Raw genomic sequence first — 17,438 nt, forward strand, 5'->3', positions numbered from 1 at the left:
GGACTGGCGCGGCCGACCGGAACGGTCATGCCGACCTTTGCCAGATCGCGGAAGAGCCGAACAGACCCGTCAGATGGCATCCCGCGGCGCGCCGTCGGCAGCATTCGCGACCATGCTCCCGGCAGATCGCCTATAATGCGGGGGACAGCCATTTCCGGAGCGCCGCCTCGCCATGTCGATCGCCAAACGCCTGCAGCTTGGGACAGCCATGATCATGACGATCGTGCTGCTCGCGATCGGCGTCGCCGCCTATAGCATCAATTGGGTGCGTATCGGGGGACCGCTCGCCGAGCAGATCCAGTTGGCGTCGGACTATGTCGCCGATATCCTGCCGCCACCCGAATATATTCTGGAGCCGTATCTCGAGGCGACACTGCTCGCCAGCCATCCCGAGCAAGTCGAGATGCGCGCCGCGCGACTGGCGACGCTGCGCCGCGCCTATGACGACCGCCATGCGTATTGGAACGCCGCGCCGCTCGATGCGGCGCTGATGACCGCACTGACGCGCGACGCCGATGCGCCCGCGCGCCGCTTCTGGGACGATGTCGAGCGCCTGAAGGCGGCCGCACGCGCCGGCAACGCGGCGGAAATCCGCATCGCCTACGACCAGCTATCCGCCGAATATGGCGCGCACCGCACGCAAATCGATCGCGCAGTGACCCTCGCCACGCGGTATCAGGCTCGGCTCAAGGCGAATTCGGACAGGATTCTCACCGCCGCATCGCTCGGATTGCTCGGGCTTGCGCTGACCATCGTTGCGATCGTGCTCGCGGCCGGCATCTATCTGCGGCGCAAGGTCATGGCGCCGCTGGGCGATCTAAGCGCGGTCACGACCGCGCTCGCCCAAGGCGCCGATCGTAGCGTTCCCTATGGCGAGCGGACCGACGAACTGGGCGATATGGCGCGTGCGGTCGATGTGTTTCGCTGCGCCGCACGCGACCGCGCGGCGGAAGATGCGCGCATCACAGCAGAGCAGAAACTCGTCTCCGACAATCTCGGGCAGGTGCTGCAGATGATGGCATCGGGCGATCTGCGCCATGGCACGCAAGTCCAATTCCCGCCCGCCTATGCCGCGGTGCAGGCCGATCTCAACCGCGCCGTCGATACGCTGCGCACGATCGTCCGCGCGGTGGTCGAGACGACCGGCGACATTCATGCGACCTCGGGATCGATCGCCAAGGCCACCGACGATCTGGCCGAACGCACCCAGAGCAGCGCGGCCGCGATCGAGGAGACCTCGGCGGCGATCGAGCGGATGGACGAGCGCTTGGGCAATACCGCGCGCGCCGCGCAGACATCGTCGCATGGGTCGCAGCAGACTCTGGCGGCGGCGGGCGAGGTGCGCACCCGCACCGATGGCGCGATCGAGGCGATGCGGCGCGTCGCGGCGAGCACCGCGGGGATCGACGATGTGATCGAGGGGCTCGACAAGATCGCCTTCCAGACGCGCGTGCTCGCGATGAACGCCGCGGTCGAGGCGGGGCGCGCGGGCGACGCCGGGCGCGGCTTCGCGGTCGTCGCCGATCTGGTCTCGACGCTGGCGATGCGCGCCGAGGACGAGGCGAAGCGCGCGCGGATCCAGCTCAGCGCGACGCAGGACGATGTCGGCGTCGCGGTTGCGGCCGTCGGGCAAGTCGATGACGCGCTTCAGACGATCCTGGGGCGCTGTAGCGAAGCGGTCGATCTATCGCGCGGCATTGCCGATGACAATACCGCGCTCGCCATCTCGATCGGCGAGATCAAAGGCGCGGTGGTCCAGCTCGACGGGATCGCGCAACAGAATGCGGCGATGGTCGAGGAAACGTCGGCCGCCGTGGCATCGCTCGCGCGCGACATTACGACGCTCGCCGGCCATGCCGGTGCGTTCCGGCACGACCGTCGCGAACGCGAGGTCCAGGTCGCGGTCGATCGGCGCGGGCAGGGCGCGCGACGTGCGAAGACCGCGCCGACGCTCGCCGTGCCGGCTGCGCCCTTGCGTCTCGCCAACCCGCCTTCCGCGCCGCTCGTCTCCGCCTGAACCGCGTCGCAAGCGCGTGCATCTCGACTTGTCCGCCCGCGAGCGGGTAGGACGGGATATGACCGATCTCACGCCACCCGTCGCCGCGACCCGTCCGCACAGCTTCACCGCGCACGGCGTGACCATCGAAGACCCGTATGCCTGGCTCAAAGATCCCAACTATCCCGAGGTCGAGGACCGCGACGTGCTCGCCTATCTCGAAGCGGAAAACGCCTATTTCGAAAGCGTGATGGCGCCGCACAAGGGGCTGATCGACCGGCTCTATGCCGAGATGAAGGCGCGCATCAAGGAAGACGATTCGTCGGTGCCGCAGAAGGACGGCGACTGGCTCTACTGGACCTCGTTCGAGACCGGCGGCGAATATCGCAAATGGTGGCGCAAGCCCGTCGGTGGGGGCGAGCCCGACCTGATCCTCGACGAGGTCGCGCTCGCCGAGGGCAAGGAATATTTCCGTTTGGGCGCGTTCTCGGTGTCGAACGATGGGCGCCTGCTGGCCTATGCGATCGACGACAATGGCTCGGAGCGGTTCGAGGTGCGCGTCAAGGATCTGACGAGCGGCGAGCATTACCCCGATGTGATCCCCGGCATGCTGTCCGAGATCGTCTGGACCGCCGACGACAAGGGCTTCCTCTACGGCCTCGCCAACGAGCAGTGGCGCACCGACAATGCGCGGCTGCACTGGCTCGGCACGCCCGTCGCCGACGATGTCGAGCTGTTCAAGGAAGCCGATGAGGGCTTCCGCGTCGGTGTCAGCGAAACGAGCGACCGGCAGTGGATCGTGCTGTCGAGCGGCGATCATGTGACGAGCGAGATCTATCTGCTGCCGGCGACCGATCCGCTCGCCACGCCCTTGTGCGTGTCGCCGCGCAAGGTGGGCCGCGAGTACGATGTCGACATGCATGGCGACACGCTGTTCATCCACACCAACGACACCGATCCCAATTTCCGGCTGTGCACCGCGCATATCTCGGCGCCGGGCGAGTGGGTCGAGAAGATCGGCCCGTCGAAGCATTTCTACATGACGGGGATCGACTGTTTCCGCGATTTCTTCATCGTCGATGGACGCGAGGACGGGTTGGATCAGATCGAGATCCACCGCTATGACGACGCCATCGCGCCGCAGCGGATCGTCTTTCCCGAGGCGAGCTACGACGCCGGCCTCGGCAACAATCCCGAATATGCGATGGACGTGCTGCGCGTCGGCTATGAATCGATGGTCACGCCGGGCACCGAATATGATTACGATGTCGCCACCGGCACGCTGACCACGCTCAAGGTGCAGGAAATTCCGTCGGGCTATGACGGCGACAAATATCGCACCGAGCGGCTCAAGATCGCCGCACGCGACGGCACCGCGGTGCCGGTGTCGATCGTCTATCCCAAGGACTTCCCGCGTGACGGTAGCCGGCCGATCTATCTCTATGCCTATGGCGCGTATGGCTATGCGATCCCGCCGGGCTTCTCGACCGGGCGGCTGTCGCTGCTCGATCGCGGTTTCGCCTATGCGATCGCGCATATCCGCGGCGGCGACGATCTCGGCCAGCAATGGTATCTCGACGGCAAGCTCGAGAAGCGCGCCAACACGTTCAACGATTTCGTCGACGTGGCGAAGGGGCTGATCGCGGGCGGCTTGACCTCGGCGGGCAAGATCGCGATCGCGGGCCGTTCGGCCGGCGGCGAGCTGATGGGCGCTGTGGTCAATTCAGATCCCGAATTGTGGGGCGCGGTGATCGCCGACGTGCCGTTCGTCGATGTGCTCAACACGATGATGGATGCCGAGCTGCCGCTGACGCCGGGCGAATGGCCCGAATGGGGCAATCCGATCGAGGACGCCGCGGCGTTCGAGCTGATCCGGGGATATTCGCCGTACGACCAGGTGAAGGCGCAGGCCTATCCGCCGGTGTTCATTAGCGGAGGGCTCAACGATCCGCGCGTGACCTATTGGGAGCCCGCGAAATGGGCGGCCAAGTTGCGCAGCGTGAAGACCGACGACAACGTGCTGCTGCTCAAGACCAATATGGGCGCCGGGCATGGCGGCAAGTCGGGGCGCTTCGAAAGCTTGCGCGAGGCGGCCGAGGAGCATGCCTTCGTGCTGTGGCAATTGGGCGTCGAGGGGTGAAACCCGGGTACTCCTCTCGTCACCCCCGCGAAAGCGGGGGGGCCGCTGCCTGGCCCGGTCCAAGAAGAAGCGGGATCCCCGCTTTCGCGGGGATGACGGTGGTGGCTCAAGCAAGAGGCGGCGTACGCTAGTGTCGATCGAAACGATCATCGCGAAATACGGCCTCGCCGCGCTGTTCCTTGGCGCGGGCCTTGAGGGCGAGACCGTCGTCGTCGCGGGCGGGCTGCTGTCGCACAAGGGGCTGCTCCCGCTGCCGGGCGCGATGGCGGCGGCGGCAGCGGGCTCGTTCGTCGCCGACCAGATCTTCTTCAGCGCGGGCCGCTATTTCCGCAGCAAGGCGTGGGTCAAGCGCCAGCAGCAGCGCCCGATCTTCGCGCGCGCGCTGGGTCTGCTCGAGCGCTATCCGATCGGCTTCATCTTCGCCTTCCGCTTCATCTACGGCTTCCGCACGATCAGCCCGATCGCGATCGGCACGACCAGGGTCGAGACCAAGCTGTTCCTGATCATCAACGCGATCGCGGCGGTGGTGTGGGGGATCGTCTTCACCGGCGTGGGCTATCTGTTCGGGCACAGTTTCGAGAAACTGATCGAGCGCTTCGTGCCGCATGGCCATACCGTGCTCTATCTCGCGGGCGCGGTGGTGGCGATCGCAGCGATCGTCGGCGGGGTGCATTGGTGGCGATCGCGCAGGCATAGCGACGCATGACGCGCTTCACGCAGACGATCACGGCGAGCCCCGCGGACATCGACGAGCTCGGCCATGTCAACAATGCGGTATGGGTACGCTGGATCCAGGAGATCGCGGTGGCGCACTGGATGGCGCACGCGCTGCCTGGGCATCGCGACGCCTATTTCTGGGTCGTGACGCGGCACGAGGTCGACTATCGCGGCAATGTCGGCGTCGGCGAGAGCGTGACCGGCGAGACGTGGGTCGCCGCGGCGCCCAAGGGCGCGCGGTTCGACCGCGCGGTGCGCTTCACCGGGGCGGACGGCAAGGTCAAGGTCGAGGCGGTGACGACCTGGGCGATGCTCGACCGCGCGACCGGCAAGCTCGCGCGGGTCCGCGACGAGATCGCTGCGCCGTTTTTGTAACGCGCGCGGAACCTGTGCGGCGCCCAATGGCTTGAACGGGACACGGTTTCGAAAGGACCAGCGATGCTCGAACATGTCCCCGAATGGCTTGGCGCCAGCCTGCGCAACATCCGCGCCGGTGCCGAACATCTCGCGATCGTCCATCCCTCGCTCCGGGTCGGCGCGGTCGAGATCGCGCTGAGCAGCCCGGCGTTCGGCGATTTCGCCGAGATGCCGGTACGCTTCACCGCCGACGGTGCGGGTGTCTCGCCGCCGCTGCAATGGGCCGACGCGCCCGCGGGCACGCAGAGTCTGGCACTGATCGTCGAGGACGCCGATTCGCCCACGCCCGCGCCGCTCGTCCATGCGATCCTGTGGGGCATGAACGTCGCGACGACCGGCCTCGCCGAGGGCGCGATCGCCGCCGATGGCGCGGCGGGCGCGATCGGGATCAATTCCTTCCTGTCGCAGGGCTGGCTCGCGCCCGATCCGCCCAGCGGGCATGGCGAGCATCGCTACGTCTTCCAGTTGTTCGCGCTCGATTGCCCGCCCGAGGACCTCGGCGACGGGCCGGGGCGCGGGGCGGTGCTCAATGCGATGGCGGGGCATGTGATCGGCGCGGGGATCCTGACCGGGCTCTATTCGCGCGGCGAGGTGGTCGATGCGCCGGTGGGTGACGCGGCCGCTATTGGCGGACCAGCGGTAGCGTAACGCAATCCTCCCCCGGGAACCGGGGGAGGTGGCAGCCGCAGGCTGACGGAGGGGGGCCGCCACGCGCGCCGCGCTCGCGGAGAGCCCCCCTCCACCCTTCGCTGAATGCTCAGGGTCCCCCGCTGCGCGGGGGAGGATTTAGCCGCTGTTGCGCAGCGCGGTCGCGATCGCGTTGATCGAGAGCAGGATGCCTTCGCCGATCCGCTCGTCCTCGTCGCCCGCGCGGCGGCGCTTGATCAGTTCGATCTGAAGCAGGTTGAGCGGCTCGATATAGGGCAGCCGCAGCCGGATCGACGCGTCGAGCGCAGGATGCGCCTCGAGCAGCCGCGACTGGCCGGTGACCTGCAGCAAACCGTCATGCGCCTGCTGCCACCCGCTGACGATCTTCGGGAAGATCGCGTCCGCCAGCGCGCGGTCCTCGACCAGCGTGGCGTAGCGCGCCGCGATGTCCATGTCGGACTTGGCGATCACCTGCTCCATATTGGCGAGGCTCGCCGCGAAGAACGGCCAGCCCTGCGCCATCTCGGCGAGCAGGCCCTTGTCCTCGAAGCTGCTCAGCGCCTGGCCGACGCCGTACCAGCCCGGCAGCATGACGCGAGCCTGCGCCCAGCTGAATACCCAGGGAATCGCGCGCAGATCCTCGATCCGGTCGGACTTGGTGCGGCTCGCCGGGCGGCTGCCGATCTTGAGGCCGGAGATTTCGACGATCGGCGTCATCTGCCGGAAGAAGGTGCGGAAGCCGCGATCGTCGCCGGCGGTGCCGTAGACGAGGTCGCGATACGCCGCGAAGGCCGACGCCGAGAGCGTGTCCATCGCCGCCGAGAAACGTTGCGTGTCCACTGCCGACAGAGCGTCGGGCTCGAGGCTGGCGAGCAGCGTCGCCGACGCCATCGCCTCGAGATTGGTGATCGCACTCTCGCGCGTGCCGTATTTGCCCGCGATCACTTCGCCCTGCTCGGTGATGCGGATGCGGCCCTGGACGGTGCCCGACGGCTGCGCGCGGATCGCCGCGAAGGCCGAGCCGCCGCCGCGCCCGACCGCACCGCCACGGCCGTGGAACAGCTGCATCCCGACGCCGGCGCCGGCGAACACGCCCTTCAGCGCGGTCGAGGCTTTCGACAGGCTCCAGGTCGAGGTGAGATACCCGCCGTCCTTGTTGCTGTCGGAATAACCGATCATCACTTCCTGGAAGCCGCGCGCCGCCGTGATGCCGCGCACCTCGGGAAGCGAGAACCATTCGGTCATGATACCGGGCGCCGCCTCGAGATCGCCGATCGTCTCGAACAGCGGCACCGCCATGATCGCCGCACTCGGCGTATCGCCGCCGCGGTAAAGGCCGGCTTCCTTGAGCAGGATATTGAGTTCGAGCAGGTCGGACACCGATTGCGCCATCGAGACGATGTGCTGGACGATGCACGCCGGGCCATAGGTCGCGTGGGCTTCCGCGGCAGCGCGGACGATCGCGAGCTCGCTGCGCGTCTCGTCCGAATAGTCGGCGAACGGGCTGGCGAGCGGCCGCGCGTTCGACAGTTCGTGGCGCAGCAGCGAGACGCGCTGCGATTCGGTGAGCGCGAGATAGTCCGCTTCGACGCCCGCCACCTTGAGCAGCTCGGCGACCACGCGTTCATGCACCGCGCTGTTCTGGCGCAGATCGAGCGTCGCCAGATGGAAGCCGAAGGTCTCGCACGCGCGGATCAGCCGCCCGAGTGCGCCGCCCGACGACAGCGCGCCGCCACCCGAGCGCAGCGCGCGGGCGATGGTGACGAGATCGGCGCGGAACGCCTGCGGATCGGCATAGCGTTCGCCCTTGAGCGCTGCGGTGCGCGGGGCGGGCTTGCCGGTGAGCGCGAGATGCGTCGCCGCGAGGCGGGCATAGATCCCCGACAGCGCACGGCGATAGGGTTCGTCGCTGCGGCTTTCGGCGGTGTCGCCGCTGGCATCGGCGAGCGCGATCACGGCGTCGTCGGCGGGGGCGAGATTGGTCGAGATCGACAGTTCCGCGCCGAGCGCGTGGACCGCATCGAGATAATAGCCCAGTACCGCCTCGCTCGCCTTGGCAAGCGCCGCCTTGAGGCTTTCGGCGGTGACGAACGGATTGCCGTCGCGGTCGCCGCCGATCCAGCTGCCGGGCCGAAGGAAGCTCGGCACGCGCTCGCCGAGGGCGCGATCCCAGCGCTGGTAGAGCGCGGGGAGCGCGGGCAGGAAGACGTCGCGGAGATAGGAGAGGGCGATCTCGACCTCGTCGGTGACGTACAACCGCTCGCGGCGCAGCACGCGCGTCTGCCAGAGCAAGGCGATCTGGCGGAGGATCGCTTCCTCGACATCGTCGCCATCGGGGGTTTCGCGCACGTCGCCATCGCGCAGCCGCATCAGCGCGGCGATCCGGTTGCGATGGTCGATCATCGACTTGCGGCGCACCTCGGTCGGGTGCGCGGTGAGCACGGGGGCGATCAGTGCATGGTCGAGCAGCCCCATCACCTGCGCCTTGTCGATCCCTTCTCCCGCCAGCCGCTCGAGCGCGGCGGCGAGGTCTGCGCCCTGTTCGGCGGTGACACCCTGGCGATCCTCGGCGAGATTGGCGAGCATCGAGAACAGCATGAAGCCGCGCACAAAATCGAGCGTCTCGTCGAGACTCAGCGCGTCGAGACCGAGATCGGTTTCGGCGGCGTCGCCGTCATTCTTGGTGCGATGCCGGTCGACCGAGGCGGTGCGGATCGCCTCGGTACGCGCGTACAGCGCATCGCCGCCATAGGTGCGGATCACGTCGCCGAGCAATTTGCCCAGGAAACGGATGTCGGGATTGTTTGCGATTCCGGGGAGGTCAGCCATGGCTTTCATGCTGCATTGCGGCAGCAGTGCGGTCAATCGCTTGTCGATTATTTCACCGGTGTCGGCGTCTGCGCAGCGTTCGCAGCGTCCTCGGCTTTCCGCGCCGCGCTGCTCTCGACGTTGGTGAGCAGGCCGTCATGGTTGGCGTCCTCGCGATCGAAGCGCGCAAGGCTGCCGCTGATGAATTCGCGGTGGCTGATCTTGCCGTCATGGTCGGTGTCGAGCGCGTTGAGGCGCTTGGCGTATTTTACCGGGACCTCGGACTGTTCGATTCCGCCATCGAGATTGCGGTCGAGATTGCGGTCGAGCCGCGTCCAGCGCGCCTCGAGCGCGGTTTCGTATTCGGCACGCTTGAGCAGCGTCGGCGGCACGAAATTGGCGGCATATTCGTCGTTGCTCGGCTTGGATTCGCATCCTGCCACCAGCAACAGACAGGTCGTGATCATCAGCCGGCGCATCGTGTTCTCCCTTTGGGGGTGAACGGCGCGACGGGTCGATCGTTCCGGCCCTATCGACTGACTTAGGCTTCGAGTTCGACGTCCCAATAAAGCCAGTCGTGCCAGGTATCGTGGAGGAAGTTGGGCGGATAGCGCCGGCCATGTTCCTGCAACTGCCAGCTGGTCGGGCGGATCGCGTCGATATGGAGCGGCATGCCCGCCTGTTTCGGCGTACGCCCGCCCTTCTTGAGATTGCACGGCGAGCAGGCGGTGGCGACGTTTTCCCAGGTCGTGCGGCCGCCTTGCGCGCGGGGCACGATATGGTCGAAGGTCAAATCGTTCCCCGCGCCGCAATATTGGCAGACGAACTTGTCGCGCAGGAACAGGTTGAAGCGCGTGAAGGCGGGGAAGGCGCTGGGCCGGACATAGGATTTGAGCGCGATCACCGAGGGCAGCTTGATCCGCTGCGTCGGGCTGCGCACCTCGCGCTCATACTCGGCGACGATGTCGACGCGGTCGAGGAACACCGCCTTGATCGCGGTTTGCCATGGCCAGACCGACAGCGGATAATAGCTCAAGGGGGTGTAATCGGCGTTCAGCACGAGGGCGGGGCAGCCATCGGGGTGGCGCATGAGATCGGGATGGTACACTTCGGCCCCCCTTTACCACTGAGTGGCGCTTCCTGCGGGGCTTCAAGCCCATTAGGATGACGCTGTGATGACAGCGCTACCCGTCCACCGCAATTTCAGCACGGCGAGCGACTCGCGGTCAAGTGCGTGTGTGACGTCAATCGTCACGCGATTCGCGCCGAGCCCGACCGGGCGGCTGCATCTGGGCCATGCCTATTCGGCGGTTCTGGCGCATGATCGCGCGCGGGCGGCGGGCGGATGCTTTCTGCTGCGGATCGAGGACATCGACGGCACGCGCAGCCGGCCCGAGCATGTCGCGGCGATCGAGGCGGATCTGCGTTGGCTCGGGTTGGCGTGGGACGGGGCGGTGGTGTTTCAGTCGCAGCGGCTCGATGTCTATGCCGCCGCGCTCGAGCGGTTGCGGGGGATGGGGTTGCTGTATCCCTGTTTCTGCACGCGCGCGGAAATCGCGGCGAGCCTCAGTGCGCCGCATGGGCCTGAGGCGGTCTATCCGGGGACGTGCCGGGGGCTCCACGACGATATGCGCGCCGCACGGATTGCGCGCGGCGATCGCTTCGCGTGGCGGCTCGATATGGCAAAGGCGGTGGACCACGCGCCTCCCCTCCCTCGAAGGGAGGGGCTGGGGGTGGGTCGGCCTGAGGCTGGCGACGCGCGCGACAACGGGCCGACCCACCCCTCGATCCCCTCGCTTCCAGGGAGGGGAGGCATGGGTCGGACCTGGACCGATGAAATCGCCGGCACCGTCGTCGCCGATCCGCTCTCGCACGGCGATGTCATCCTCGCGCGCAAGGATGCGCCGGCGAGCTATCACCTCGCGGTCACGATCGACGATGCCGCGCAAGGCGTCAGCCATGTCGTGCGTGGGATCGACCTGTTCACGGCGACGCATGTCCACCGTCTGCTGCAGGCGCTGCTCGATCTCCCGACGCCGGTTTACCATCACCACGCGCTGCTCGCCGGACCCGACGGCGCGCGGCTCGCCAAGCGGACCCATGCGCCGACCCTCGAAACACTGCGCCTTGCCGGCGAGGACGGCCGTGCCCTCGCGCAATCGCTGCGCGCGGGCATTGGCTTTGTCGCGACGAACGCCTAGATTGGACTCATGAGCACTTTCCTCACCATCCTGCTGGTTGCCGCGATGATCGCGGTGGTCGTCGTCCTTGTCCGCGGGCTGGTGGTCTTCCTGCTCGGCGCGAGCCAGAATATCCGCGACGGATCGTCGAACGAGAGCGTGCTCGCCTCGTCGGTCAAGTCGAACAAGATGATGCAGTATCGCGTGATGTTCCAGGCGATCGCGATCTTCCTCGTCGTCCTGCTGATGTGGCTCGCCGGAAAGAGCTGACGCGCGCCCGGGGACTATTATGGTCAAGCTCAACCGAATCTATACCCGCACCGGCGATGACGGCACGACAGGGCTGGTCGACGGCTCGCGCACGCCCAAGGACGCCGCGCGGATGGCGGCAATCGGCGATGTCGACGAGGCGAACAGCGCGATCGGCGTCGCGGTCGTCGCGCTGCGCGCGGGCGGGCTCGAGCTCGCCTGGCTGCCGGCATTGCTCGAGCGCATCCAGAACGACCTGTTCGATCTCGGCGCCGACCTGGCCACGCCCGGGGCTGGGGACAGTGGGGAGGATTTCGCGCCCAACGACATGGCGCTGCGGATCGTAGCCTCGCAGGTGACACGACTCGAAGACGAGATCGACCGGATGAACGGCGAGCTGAGCCCGCTGACGAGCTTCATCCTGCCCGGCGGCACCCCCGCGGCGGCGGCTTTGCATGTCGCGCGCGCGACCGTGCGGCGCGCCGAACGGAGCGGCGTGACGGCGGCGCGTGCGGTCTCGATCAACCCGCTCGCGCTCGCCTATCTCAACCGATTGTCGGATTATCTCTTCGTCGCGGCCCGCGCGGTGAACCAAAACGCGGGTGGCGACGTTCTTTGGCGACCCGGCGCGACACGATGAGCGCATTGATACTGTCGGGGGCCGCCCCAATCTAGGGTCGCGGCGCCGGCAGCGGGGGAGTGGGGTAATGACGATGCGAGTGCAGACGGCCCCGTCCCCCGATCGGGGTGAACTCGCAACCCGGTTCCAGGCCGTGCGCGGTCTGACCGTCGCGCTGGTCGCGCCGCTGTCGGACGCCGACGCGACCGCACAATCGATGGACGATGCGTCGCCCGCCAAATGGCATCTCGCGCATACCACCTGGTTTCTCGAGACCTTCGTGCTGCGCGATTTCGTGGCCGGCTATGGGCTGTACGACGATCGCTTCCCGTTCCTGTTCAACAGCTATTACGAAGCCGAGGGGCAGCGGCACGCGCGCAACCGCCGCGGCATGGTGACGCGGCCGACGCTCGACGAGATTCTCGCCTATCGCGCGCATGTCGACGCCGCGGTTCTGGCCGCTTTGTCCGAACTACCGGAGGCGGCGCGCGACTTGATCACGCTCGGCTGTCACCATGAGGAACAGCATCAGGAACTTCTCCTTACCGACATTCTTCACCTGATGGCGCAGAACCCGGCCGAGCCCGCGGTCTGGCCGGCGGCGCGCAAGGTGCCGGTGGCGATGCCGGCACCGATCGGCTGGATCGAGCGCGCGGCGGAGCTGGTCGAGATCGGTCATACGGGCGAGGGCTTCGCCTTCGATGCAGAGGCGCCGCGGCATCCGACGCTGCTCAGCGCGCATGCGCTCGCCGACCGGACGGTGACCAACGGCGAATGGGCCGCGTTCATCGCCGATGGCGGCTATGCCGAGCCGCGCCACTGGCTGTCCGACGGCTGGGCGTGGGTTCGCCGCGAAGCGATCGTCGCGCCGCTCTATTGGGAGCAGCGCGACGGCGGCTGGACGCGCTTCGGGCTCGACGGTCGGCGCGCGATCGATCCGGCGGCGCCGGTGACGCATGTCAGTTTCTACGAGGCTGACGCCTATGCCAGCTGGGCGGGCGCGCGGCTCCCGACCGAGGCCGAATGGGAAGCCGCGGCGAGCGCGCATGATCCGCTCGGCGGCAATCAGATGGACCGGGCAGGCCCGGTCGAGCCGCGCCCGGCGGCAGGCGGACCCGCTTTTTTCGGCGATGTCTGGGAATGGACCGGCAGCGCGTTCCGCCCCTATCCCGGCTTCCGCGCGGTCGAAGGCGCGGTCGGCGAATACAATGGCAAGTTCATGAGCGGCCAGTGCGTGTTGCGCGGCGGCTCGTGTGCCACGCCGCGCGGGCATGCGCGCGCGAGCTACCGCAATTTCTTCTATCCGCACCAGCGCTGGCAATTCACCGGCGTGCGCCTCGCGAAAGACCTTTGAGATGTTGAAGCAGGAAATCGAGGACGGCCAGGCATCGCTCGCCGACCCGGCCTTCCGCCAGGACGTGCTGCGCGGCTTCGATGCGCGCCCGCGCGCAGTCCCGGCGCGCTGGTTCTATGACCGTGCCGGGTCCGAGCTGTTCGAGCAGATCACCGATTTGCCCGAATATTATCCGACGCGGACCGAGACCGCGATCCTGCGCGCGTGCGCGTCGGACATCGCCGCGCGCGCCGGCGCAGGCCGCGCGGTCGTCGAATTTGGCTCGGGCTCGTCGACCAAGACGCCGATCCTGCTCGAGGCGGTCGCGCCGTCGGCTTATGTCCCGATCGATATTTCGGGCGATTTCCTGCGCGAATCCTCGGCGGGTCTCGCCGCCGCTTTCCCCGGCCTCGACGTGCTGCCGGTCGAAGCGGATTTCATGCATCCGATCGCGTTGCCGACGACGGTCGCGCAGACGCCCAAGCTCGGCTTTTTCCCGGGCTCGACGATCGGCAACATGATCCCGCATTCGTCGGTCGATCTGCTCCGCGCGATGAAGCAATCGCTCGGCGAGGGGGCGATGCTGGTGATCGGCATGGACCGGATCAAGGAGCCGGCGATCCTCGAGGCAGCCTATGACGATGCGCAGGGCGTCACCGCCGCGTTCAACCTCAACCTGCTGACGCGGATCAACCGCGAGCTCGGCGGCACGATCCCGCTCGACCGTTTCCGCCACCGCGCAATCTGGAACGACGATCGCGCGCGGATCGAGATGCATCTCGAGGCTATCGAGGATGTCGCCTTCACGATCGAGGGTCGACCCTTCACGATGGCGGCCGGTGAGACAATCCACACCGAGAACAGCCACAAATACGGCGCGCGCGATGCGCGCATCCTGTTGCGCGCGGGCGGATGGACGCCGATCGCCGAATGGACCGATCCAGAGGGCAAGTTCGCGGTGATCCTCGCCGAGGCGCAAGCCGCGCGTCACGCACCCTGACACAGCGCTAGCCTCTTTCGTCCCGAGCCAAATCCGCTATCGACGCGGACAACGGATAGAGGAGCGCGAAAGCATGGATACGGTCGGAGTCATCGGGGCAGGGCAGATGGGCGCGGGAATCGCGCAGGTCTCGGCGCAGGCGGGATATCGCGTTCTGCTGTCGGATATGAATCTTGAGCGTGCTCAGGCCGGCAAGGCGGGCATCGCCAAACAGCTCGACCGGCAGGTGTCGAAAGACAAGATCACCGCCGAGGCACGCGATACAGCGCTCGCCTTGATCGAACCGGTCGAGAGCGTCGCGGCAATGGGCCCGGCGTTCCTGGTGATCGAGGCGGCGACCGAGCGCGAGGAGATCAAGCGGTCGATCTTCGCCGAAGTCGGCAAGGTGCTGTCGGACGAGGCGGTGCTCGCTTCGAACACCTCGTCGATCCCGATCACGCGGCTCGCGCAGGCGGCGGCCGATGCGGGGCGTTTCGTCGGCGTGCATTTCTTCAACCCGGTTCCTGTGATGGGGCTGATCGAGCTGATCCGCGGACTCGCCACCTCGGATACGACCGTTGCGACGGTCGAGGCCTATGCCGCGCGGCTCGGCAAGCAGGTCGTGCGCGCCAATGATGCGCCGGGCTTCATCGTCAACCGTGTGCTGATGCCGATGCTCAACGAAGCGTGCTTCGCGCTCGGCGAGGGCGTGGCGACGATCCGCGACATCGATCTGGCGTGCCAATTGGGGCTCAACCATCCGATGGGGCCGCTGACGCTCGCCGACTTCATCGGGCTCGACACCTGCCTCGAAATCACGCGCGTGCTGTTCGAAGGGACTGGCGATCCCAAGTTCCGGCCCGCGCCGGTGCTCGTGAAATATGTCGAGGCGGGCTGGTTCGGGCGCAAGACCGGGCGGGGCTTCTATGACTATTCGGGGTCGGAGCCTGTGCCGACCCGGTGATGCGCAAAAGCCCCCCCTTCAAGGGAGGGGTTGGGGGGTGGGGAAGTGCCTCGCAGCGACTCAGCGCCCGTTACTGCCCCACCCCAACCCCTCCCTTTCAGGGGAGGGGCTATTCCTCGGTCAGGCCGGTCGGCGCATTTCGAAGCGCGCGTTCTCATCAATCTCGAAATAATCCCCCGGCCCGCCGCCGCGCAGGACCGGATGCGCGGCGGCGGTGCGATAGCTCCCGCCCTCGATCAACTCCGGCGCGATATGGATGCCGACGACCTCGCCGAGCGTCAGCCAGGTATCGAGTTCGGCGCCGTCGGCACCCCGCAGCCGCAGCGTCTGCGTATGGCGGCATTCAAACGCGACCGGGCTCGCCGCGACGCGCGGCGGTTTGACGAGCCGCGAGGGGGCCGCCTCCAATCCAGCCAGATCGAACTCGTCGACCGCCGCCGCGACCGTCGCCGCGCTGGCGTTCATCGGTTCGGCGAGGTCGCGCGTCGCGAGGTTCCAGACGAATTCGCCCGTCGCCGCGATATTGGCGGCGCTGTCCTTCCAGCCGGTCGACGAAAAGCCGAGGATCGGCGGGCGATAGTTGAACAGCATGAAGAAGCTGTACGGCGCGAGATTGCGCGTGCTGTCGGCGGCGAGCGTGCTGATCCAGCCGATCGGGCGCGGCGCGACGATCGCGTTGAGCGGGTCATGCGCCAGGCCGGGCACGCTCGCATGGCCGTCGCGCGGTTCGTAGAAATGCAGCTCTGTCATGATTGGGCGCCTTAAATCTTGTGTTTGCGGTTTCGCCGACGCGCGCCTGCGACTAGGGTGTAACCAAAGCGCGACCTGACGCGAAGAGGGATTTGCATGACCGACGCTCCTCAGCCAGTTCCGCCTGAACCCGTCCCGCCCGCGGCTGTTCCGCCCGGCACCGTAATCTATCGCCACCGCCTCGCGACGCGGATGTGGCATTGGATCAATGCGGTGACGATCGTGATCATGATCGGCAGCGGGCTGACGATCCTCAACGCGCATCCGCATCTTTATTGGGGCGAGTTTGGCGCCAACTCGGATCATCCCTGGTTCAATCCGCCGCACGCGCCGTCCTATCTGACGATCCCGGCGGGGTATAACCTTGCGATCGCGCGGCGTTGGCATCTGCTGTTCGCGCTCGTGTTCGGCTTCGGGCTGCTCGCCTTCATGGTCGCGAGCGTGATCAACCGGCATTTCCAGAAGGATCTGCGGATCCGGCTGAAGGAACTCGCGCCCGCGCATCTCTGGTTCGACCTGAAGGAGCATCTCGCGCTGCGCTTCCATGACCCGAAGCATCCGAACGCGTTCAACATCTTCCAGAAGCTGTCCTACGCACTGACGATCTTCGGGCTGATCCCGGCGATGATCGTGTCGGGGCTGGCGCTGTCGCCGGCGATGACCGCCGCTTGGCCGTGGCTGCTCGCGGTGGTCGGCGGGCGCGCGTCGGCGCGCTCGGTGCATTTCATTGCGGCGACGGGGCTGGTCGTGTTCATCATCGTTCACCTGGTCCTCGTCATTCTCGCCGGCGCGTGGCCCGAAGTGCGATCGATGCTGACCGGCTGGTGGCGCGTGCCCGACGATCGGGCGGAGGAAACGGCATGAGCAGCATCATCACGCGGCGCGCATTGTTGACGACGGGCGCGCTCGGCGCGGGCGCTTTGCTGAGCGGGTGCGACCAGGTCGCCAACACGCCCGCCTTGCGCAAGATCCTGTTCTCCGGCGAGAAGATCAACGAGGGGCTGCAGCGCGCACTGTCGAACCGCGGCAGCCTGGCGAAGGAATATCGTCCCGACCAGATGTCGCCGTTCTTCCGCACCAACGGCAACAACAACCCCAACACGCCCGATTACGCCGCGATGGTGGCGGACAAGTTTGCGCATTGGCGGCTGCAGGTCGGCGGGCTGGTCAACCGCCCGCTCGCGCTGTCGCATGCGCAACTGCTCGCGATGCCCGCGCGCAGCCAGATCACGCGGCACGATTGCGTCGAGGGGTGGAGCGCGGTCGGGCAGTGGCACGGGCCGTTGCTCGGCACGGTGCTCAAGGCGGCCGACGTGCGCACCACCGCGCGCTACGTCGTGTTCACCTGCGCCGATCTGTTCTCGGGCCAGCACTATTACGAATCGATCGATTTGATCGACGCGTTCCACCCGCAGACGATCCTCGCCTGGGGGATGAACGGGCATCTGCTCGACGTCGGCCACGGCGCGCCGGTGCGGCTGCGCGTCGAGCGCCAGCTCGGCTACAAACAGGCGAAATACATCATGGCGATCGATGCGGTCGCCTCGCTCGCGGGGATCGGCAAGGGCAAGGGCGGCTATTGGGAGGATGCGATAGATTACGATTGGTATGCCGGCATCTAATTGATAAACGCGCGCC

17 protein-coding genes are annotated in these 17,438 nt (G+C 67.1%); 13 read left to right on the forward strand and 4 right to left on the reverse strand.

Annotation, left to right across the window (positions count from 1 at the left end):
* Positions 1–208 precede the first annotated feature (208 nt).
* From RH90_RS06695 to RH90_RS06715, 5 genes are all read left to right on the forward strand, one after another.
* Positions 209–2,017, forward strand: a complete 1,809-nt coding sequence (locus RH90_RS06695; protein ID WP_232280322.1) for a methyl-accepting chemotaxis protein — start codon at positions 209–211, stop codon at positions 2,015–2,017.
* 58 nt (positions 2,018–2,075) lie between these two features.
* Positions 2,076–4,136, forward strand: coding sequence for a S9 family peptidase (locus RH90_RS06700; protein WP_010184670.1), 2,061 nt, complete (start codon positions 2,076–2,078; stop codon positions 4,134–4,136).
* A gap of 130 nt (positions 4,137–4,266) precedes the next feature.
* A complete protein-coding gene (locus RH90_RS06705) occupies positions 4,267–4,842 on the forward strand; it encodes a DedA family protein (protein WP_010184671.1) in 576 nt (191 codons plus the stop codon).
* The gene (locus RH90_RS06710; protein WP_010184673.1) at positions 4,839–5,228 is read left to right on the forward strand and encodes an acyl-CoA thioesterase; all 390 of its coding nucleotides are present in this window, start codon (positions 4,839–4,841) and stop codon (positions 5,226–5,228) included. Before RH90_RS06705 ends, RH90_RS06710 begins: the two co-directional genes overlap by 4 nt.
* Positions 5,229–5,291: 63 nt before the next feature.
* A complete protein-coding gene (locus tag RH90_RS06715) occupies positions 5,292–5,918 on the forward strand; it encodes a YbhB/YbcL family Raf kinase inhibitor-like protein (RefSeq protein WP_010184674.1) in 627 nt (208 codons plus the stop codon).
* A gap of 138 nt (positions 5,919–6,056) precedes the next feature.
* On the opposite strand, the gene ppc is transcribed toward RH90_RS06715, so the two are convergent.
* The 3 genes from ppc to RH90_RS06730 all read right to left on the reverse strand — a co-directional run bounded on the left by ppc (position 6,057) and on the right by RH90_RS06730 (position 9,834).
* Positions 6,057–8,747 carry a phosphoenolpyruvate carboxylase gene (gene ppc / locus RH90_RS06720; protein WP_010184675.1) on the reverse strand — a complete coding sequence of 897 codons (2,691 nt, stop codon included), beginning with the start codon at positions 8,745–8,747 and terminating at the stop codon, positions 6,057–6,059.
* A gap of 47 nt (positions 8,748–8,794) precedes the next feature.
* Positions 8,795–9,205, reverse strand: a complete 411-nt coding sequence (locus RH90_RS06725) for a hypothetical protein (RefSeq protein ID WP_010184677.1) — start codon at positions 9,203–9,205, stop codon at positions 8,795–8,797.
* A 62-nt stretch (positions 9,206–9,267) separates the two neighbouring features.
* A complete protein-coding gene (locus tag RH90_RS06730; RefSeq protein ID WP_010184678.1) occupies positions 9,268–9,834 on the reverse strand; it encodes an HNH endonuclease in 567 nt (188 codons plus the stop codon).
* A 67-nt stretch (positions 9,835–9,901) separates the two neighbouring features.
* Between RH90_RS06730 and RH90_RS06735 the strand changes: the two genes are divergently transcribed.
* The 6 genes from RH90_RS06735 (at position 9,902) to RH90_RS06760 (ending at position 15,050) form a co-directional block, all read left to right on the forward strand.
* Positions 9,902–10,927 carry a glutamate--tRNA ligase family protein gene (locus RH90_RS06735; RefSeq protein WP_010184680.1) on the forward strand — a complete coding sequence of 342 codons (1,026 nt, stop codon included), beginning with the start codon at positions 9,902–9,904 and terminating at the stop codon, positions 10,925–10,927.
* A gap of 9 nt (positions 10,928–10,936) precedes the next feature.
* Positions 10,937–11,176 carry a twin transmembrane helix small protein gene (locus RH90_RS06740; protein ID WP_010184681.1) on the forward strand — a complete coding sequence of 80 codons (240 nt, stop codon included), beginning with the start codon at positions 10,937–10,939 and terminating at the stop codon, positions 11,174–11,176.
* Between the two features lie 19 nt (positions 11,177–11,195).
* Positions 11,196–11,795, forward strand: coding sequence for a cob(I)yrinic acid a,c-diamide adenosyltransferase (locus tag RH90_RS06745; RefSeq protein ID WP_010184682.1), 600 nt, complete (start codon positions 11,196–11,198; stop codon positions 11,793–11,795).
* Positions 11,796–11,868: 73 nt separating this feature from the next.
* A complete protein-coding gene (gene egtB / locus RH90_RS06750; protein WP_081476989.1) occupies positions 11,869–13,128 on the forward strand; it encodes an ergothioneine biosynthesis protein EgtB in 1,260 nt (419 codons plus the stop codon).
* A gap of 1 nt (position 13,129) precedes the next feature.
* Entirely contained in the window at positions 13,130–14,107 is a 978-nt protein-coding gene (egtD, locus tag RH90_RS06755) for an L-histidine N(alpha)-methyltransferase (protein WP_010184686.1), read from the forward strand.
* Between the two features lie 73 nt (positions 14,108–14,180).
* Positions 14,181–15,050: a 3-hydroxybutyryl-CoA dehydrogenase gene (locus RH90_RS06760; protein WP_010184687.1), complete on the forward strand. Its 870-nt coding sequence runs from the start codon at positions 14,181–14,183 to the stop codon at positions 15,048–15,050.
* 120 nt (positions 15,051–15,170) lie between these two features.
* Here the strand turns inward: RH90_RS06760 and RH90_RS06765 are convergent, their stop codons facing one another.
* Positions 15,171–15,800 (reverse strand): flavin reductase family protein, encoded by a 630-nt coding sequence (locus tag RH90_RS06765; RefSeq protein ID WP_010184688.1) that lies wholly within the window; start codon positions 15,798–15,800, stop codon positions 15,171–15,173.
* A 96-nt stretch (positions 15,801–15,896) separates the two neighbouring features.
* Between RH90_RS06765 and RH90_RS06770 the strand changes: the two genes are divergently transcribed.
* Entirely contained in the window at positions 15,897–16,664 is a 768-nt protein-coding gene (locus RH90_RS06770) for a cytochrome b/b6 domain-containing protein (RefSeq protein WP_029625096.1), read from the forward strand.
* Positions 16,661–17,422: a molybdopterin-dependent oxidoreductase gene (locus tag RH90_RS06775; protein ID WP_010184690.1), complete on the forward strand. Its 762-nt coding sequence runs from the start codon at positions 16,661–16,663 to the stop codon at positions 17,420–17,422. The genes RH90_RS06770 and RH90_RS06775 overlap by 4 nt, the downstream gene beginning before the upstream one ends.
* Positions 17,423–17,438: the final 16 nt, after the last annotated feature.

The organism is Sphingomonas sp. PAMC 26605 (assembly GCF_000241485.1).
In the GTDB taxonomy this organism is placed as follows: Bacteria; Pseudomonadota; Alphaproteobacteria; order Sphingomonadales; family Sphingomonadaceae; genus Sphingomonas.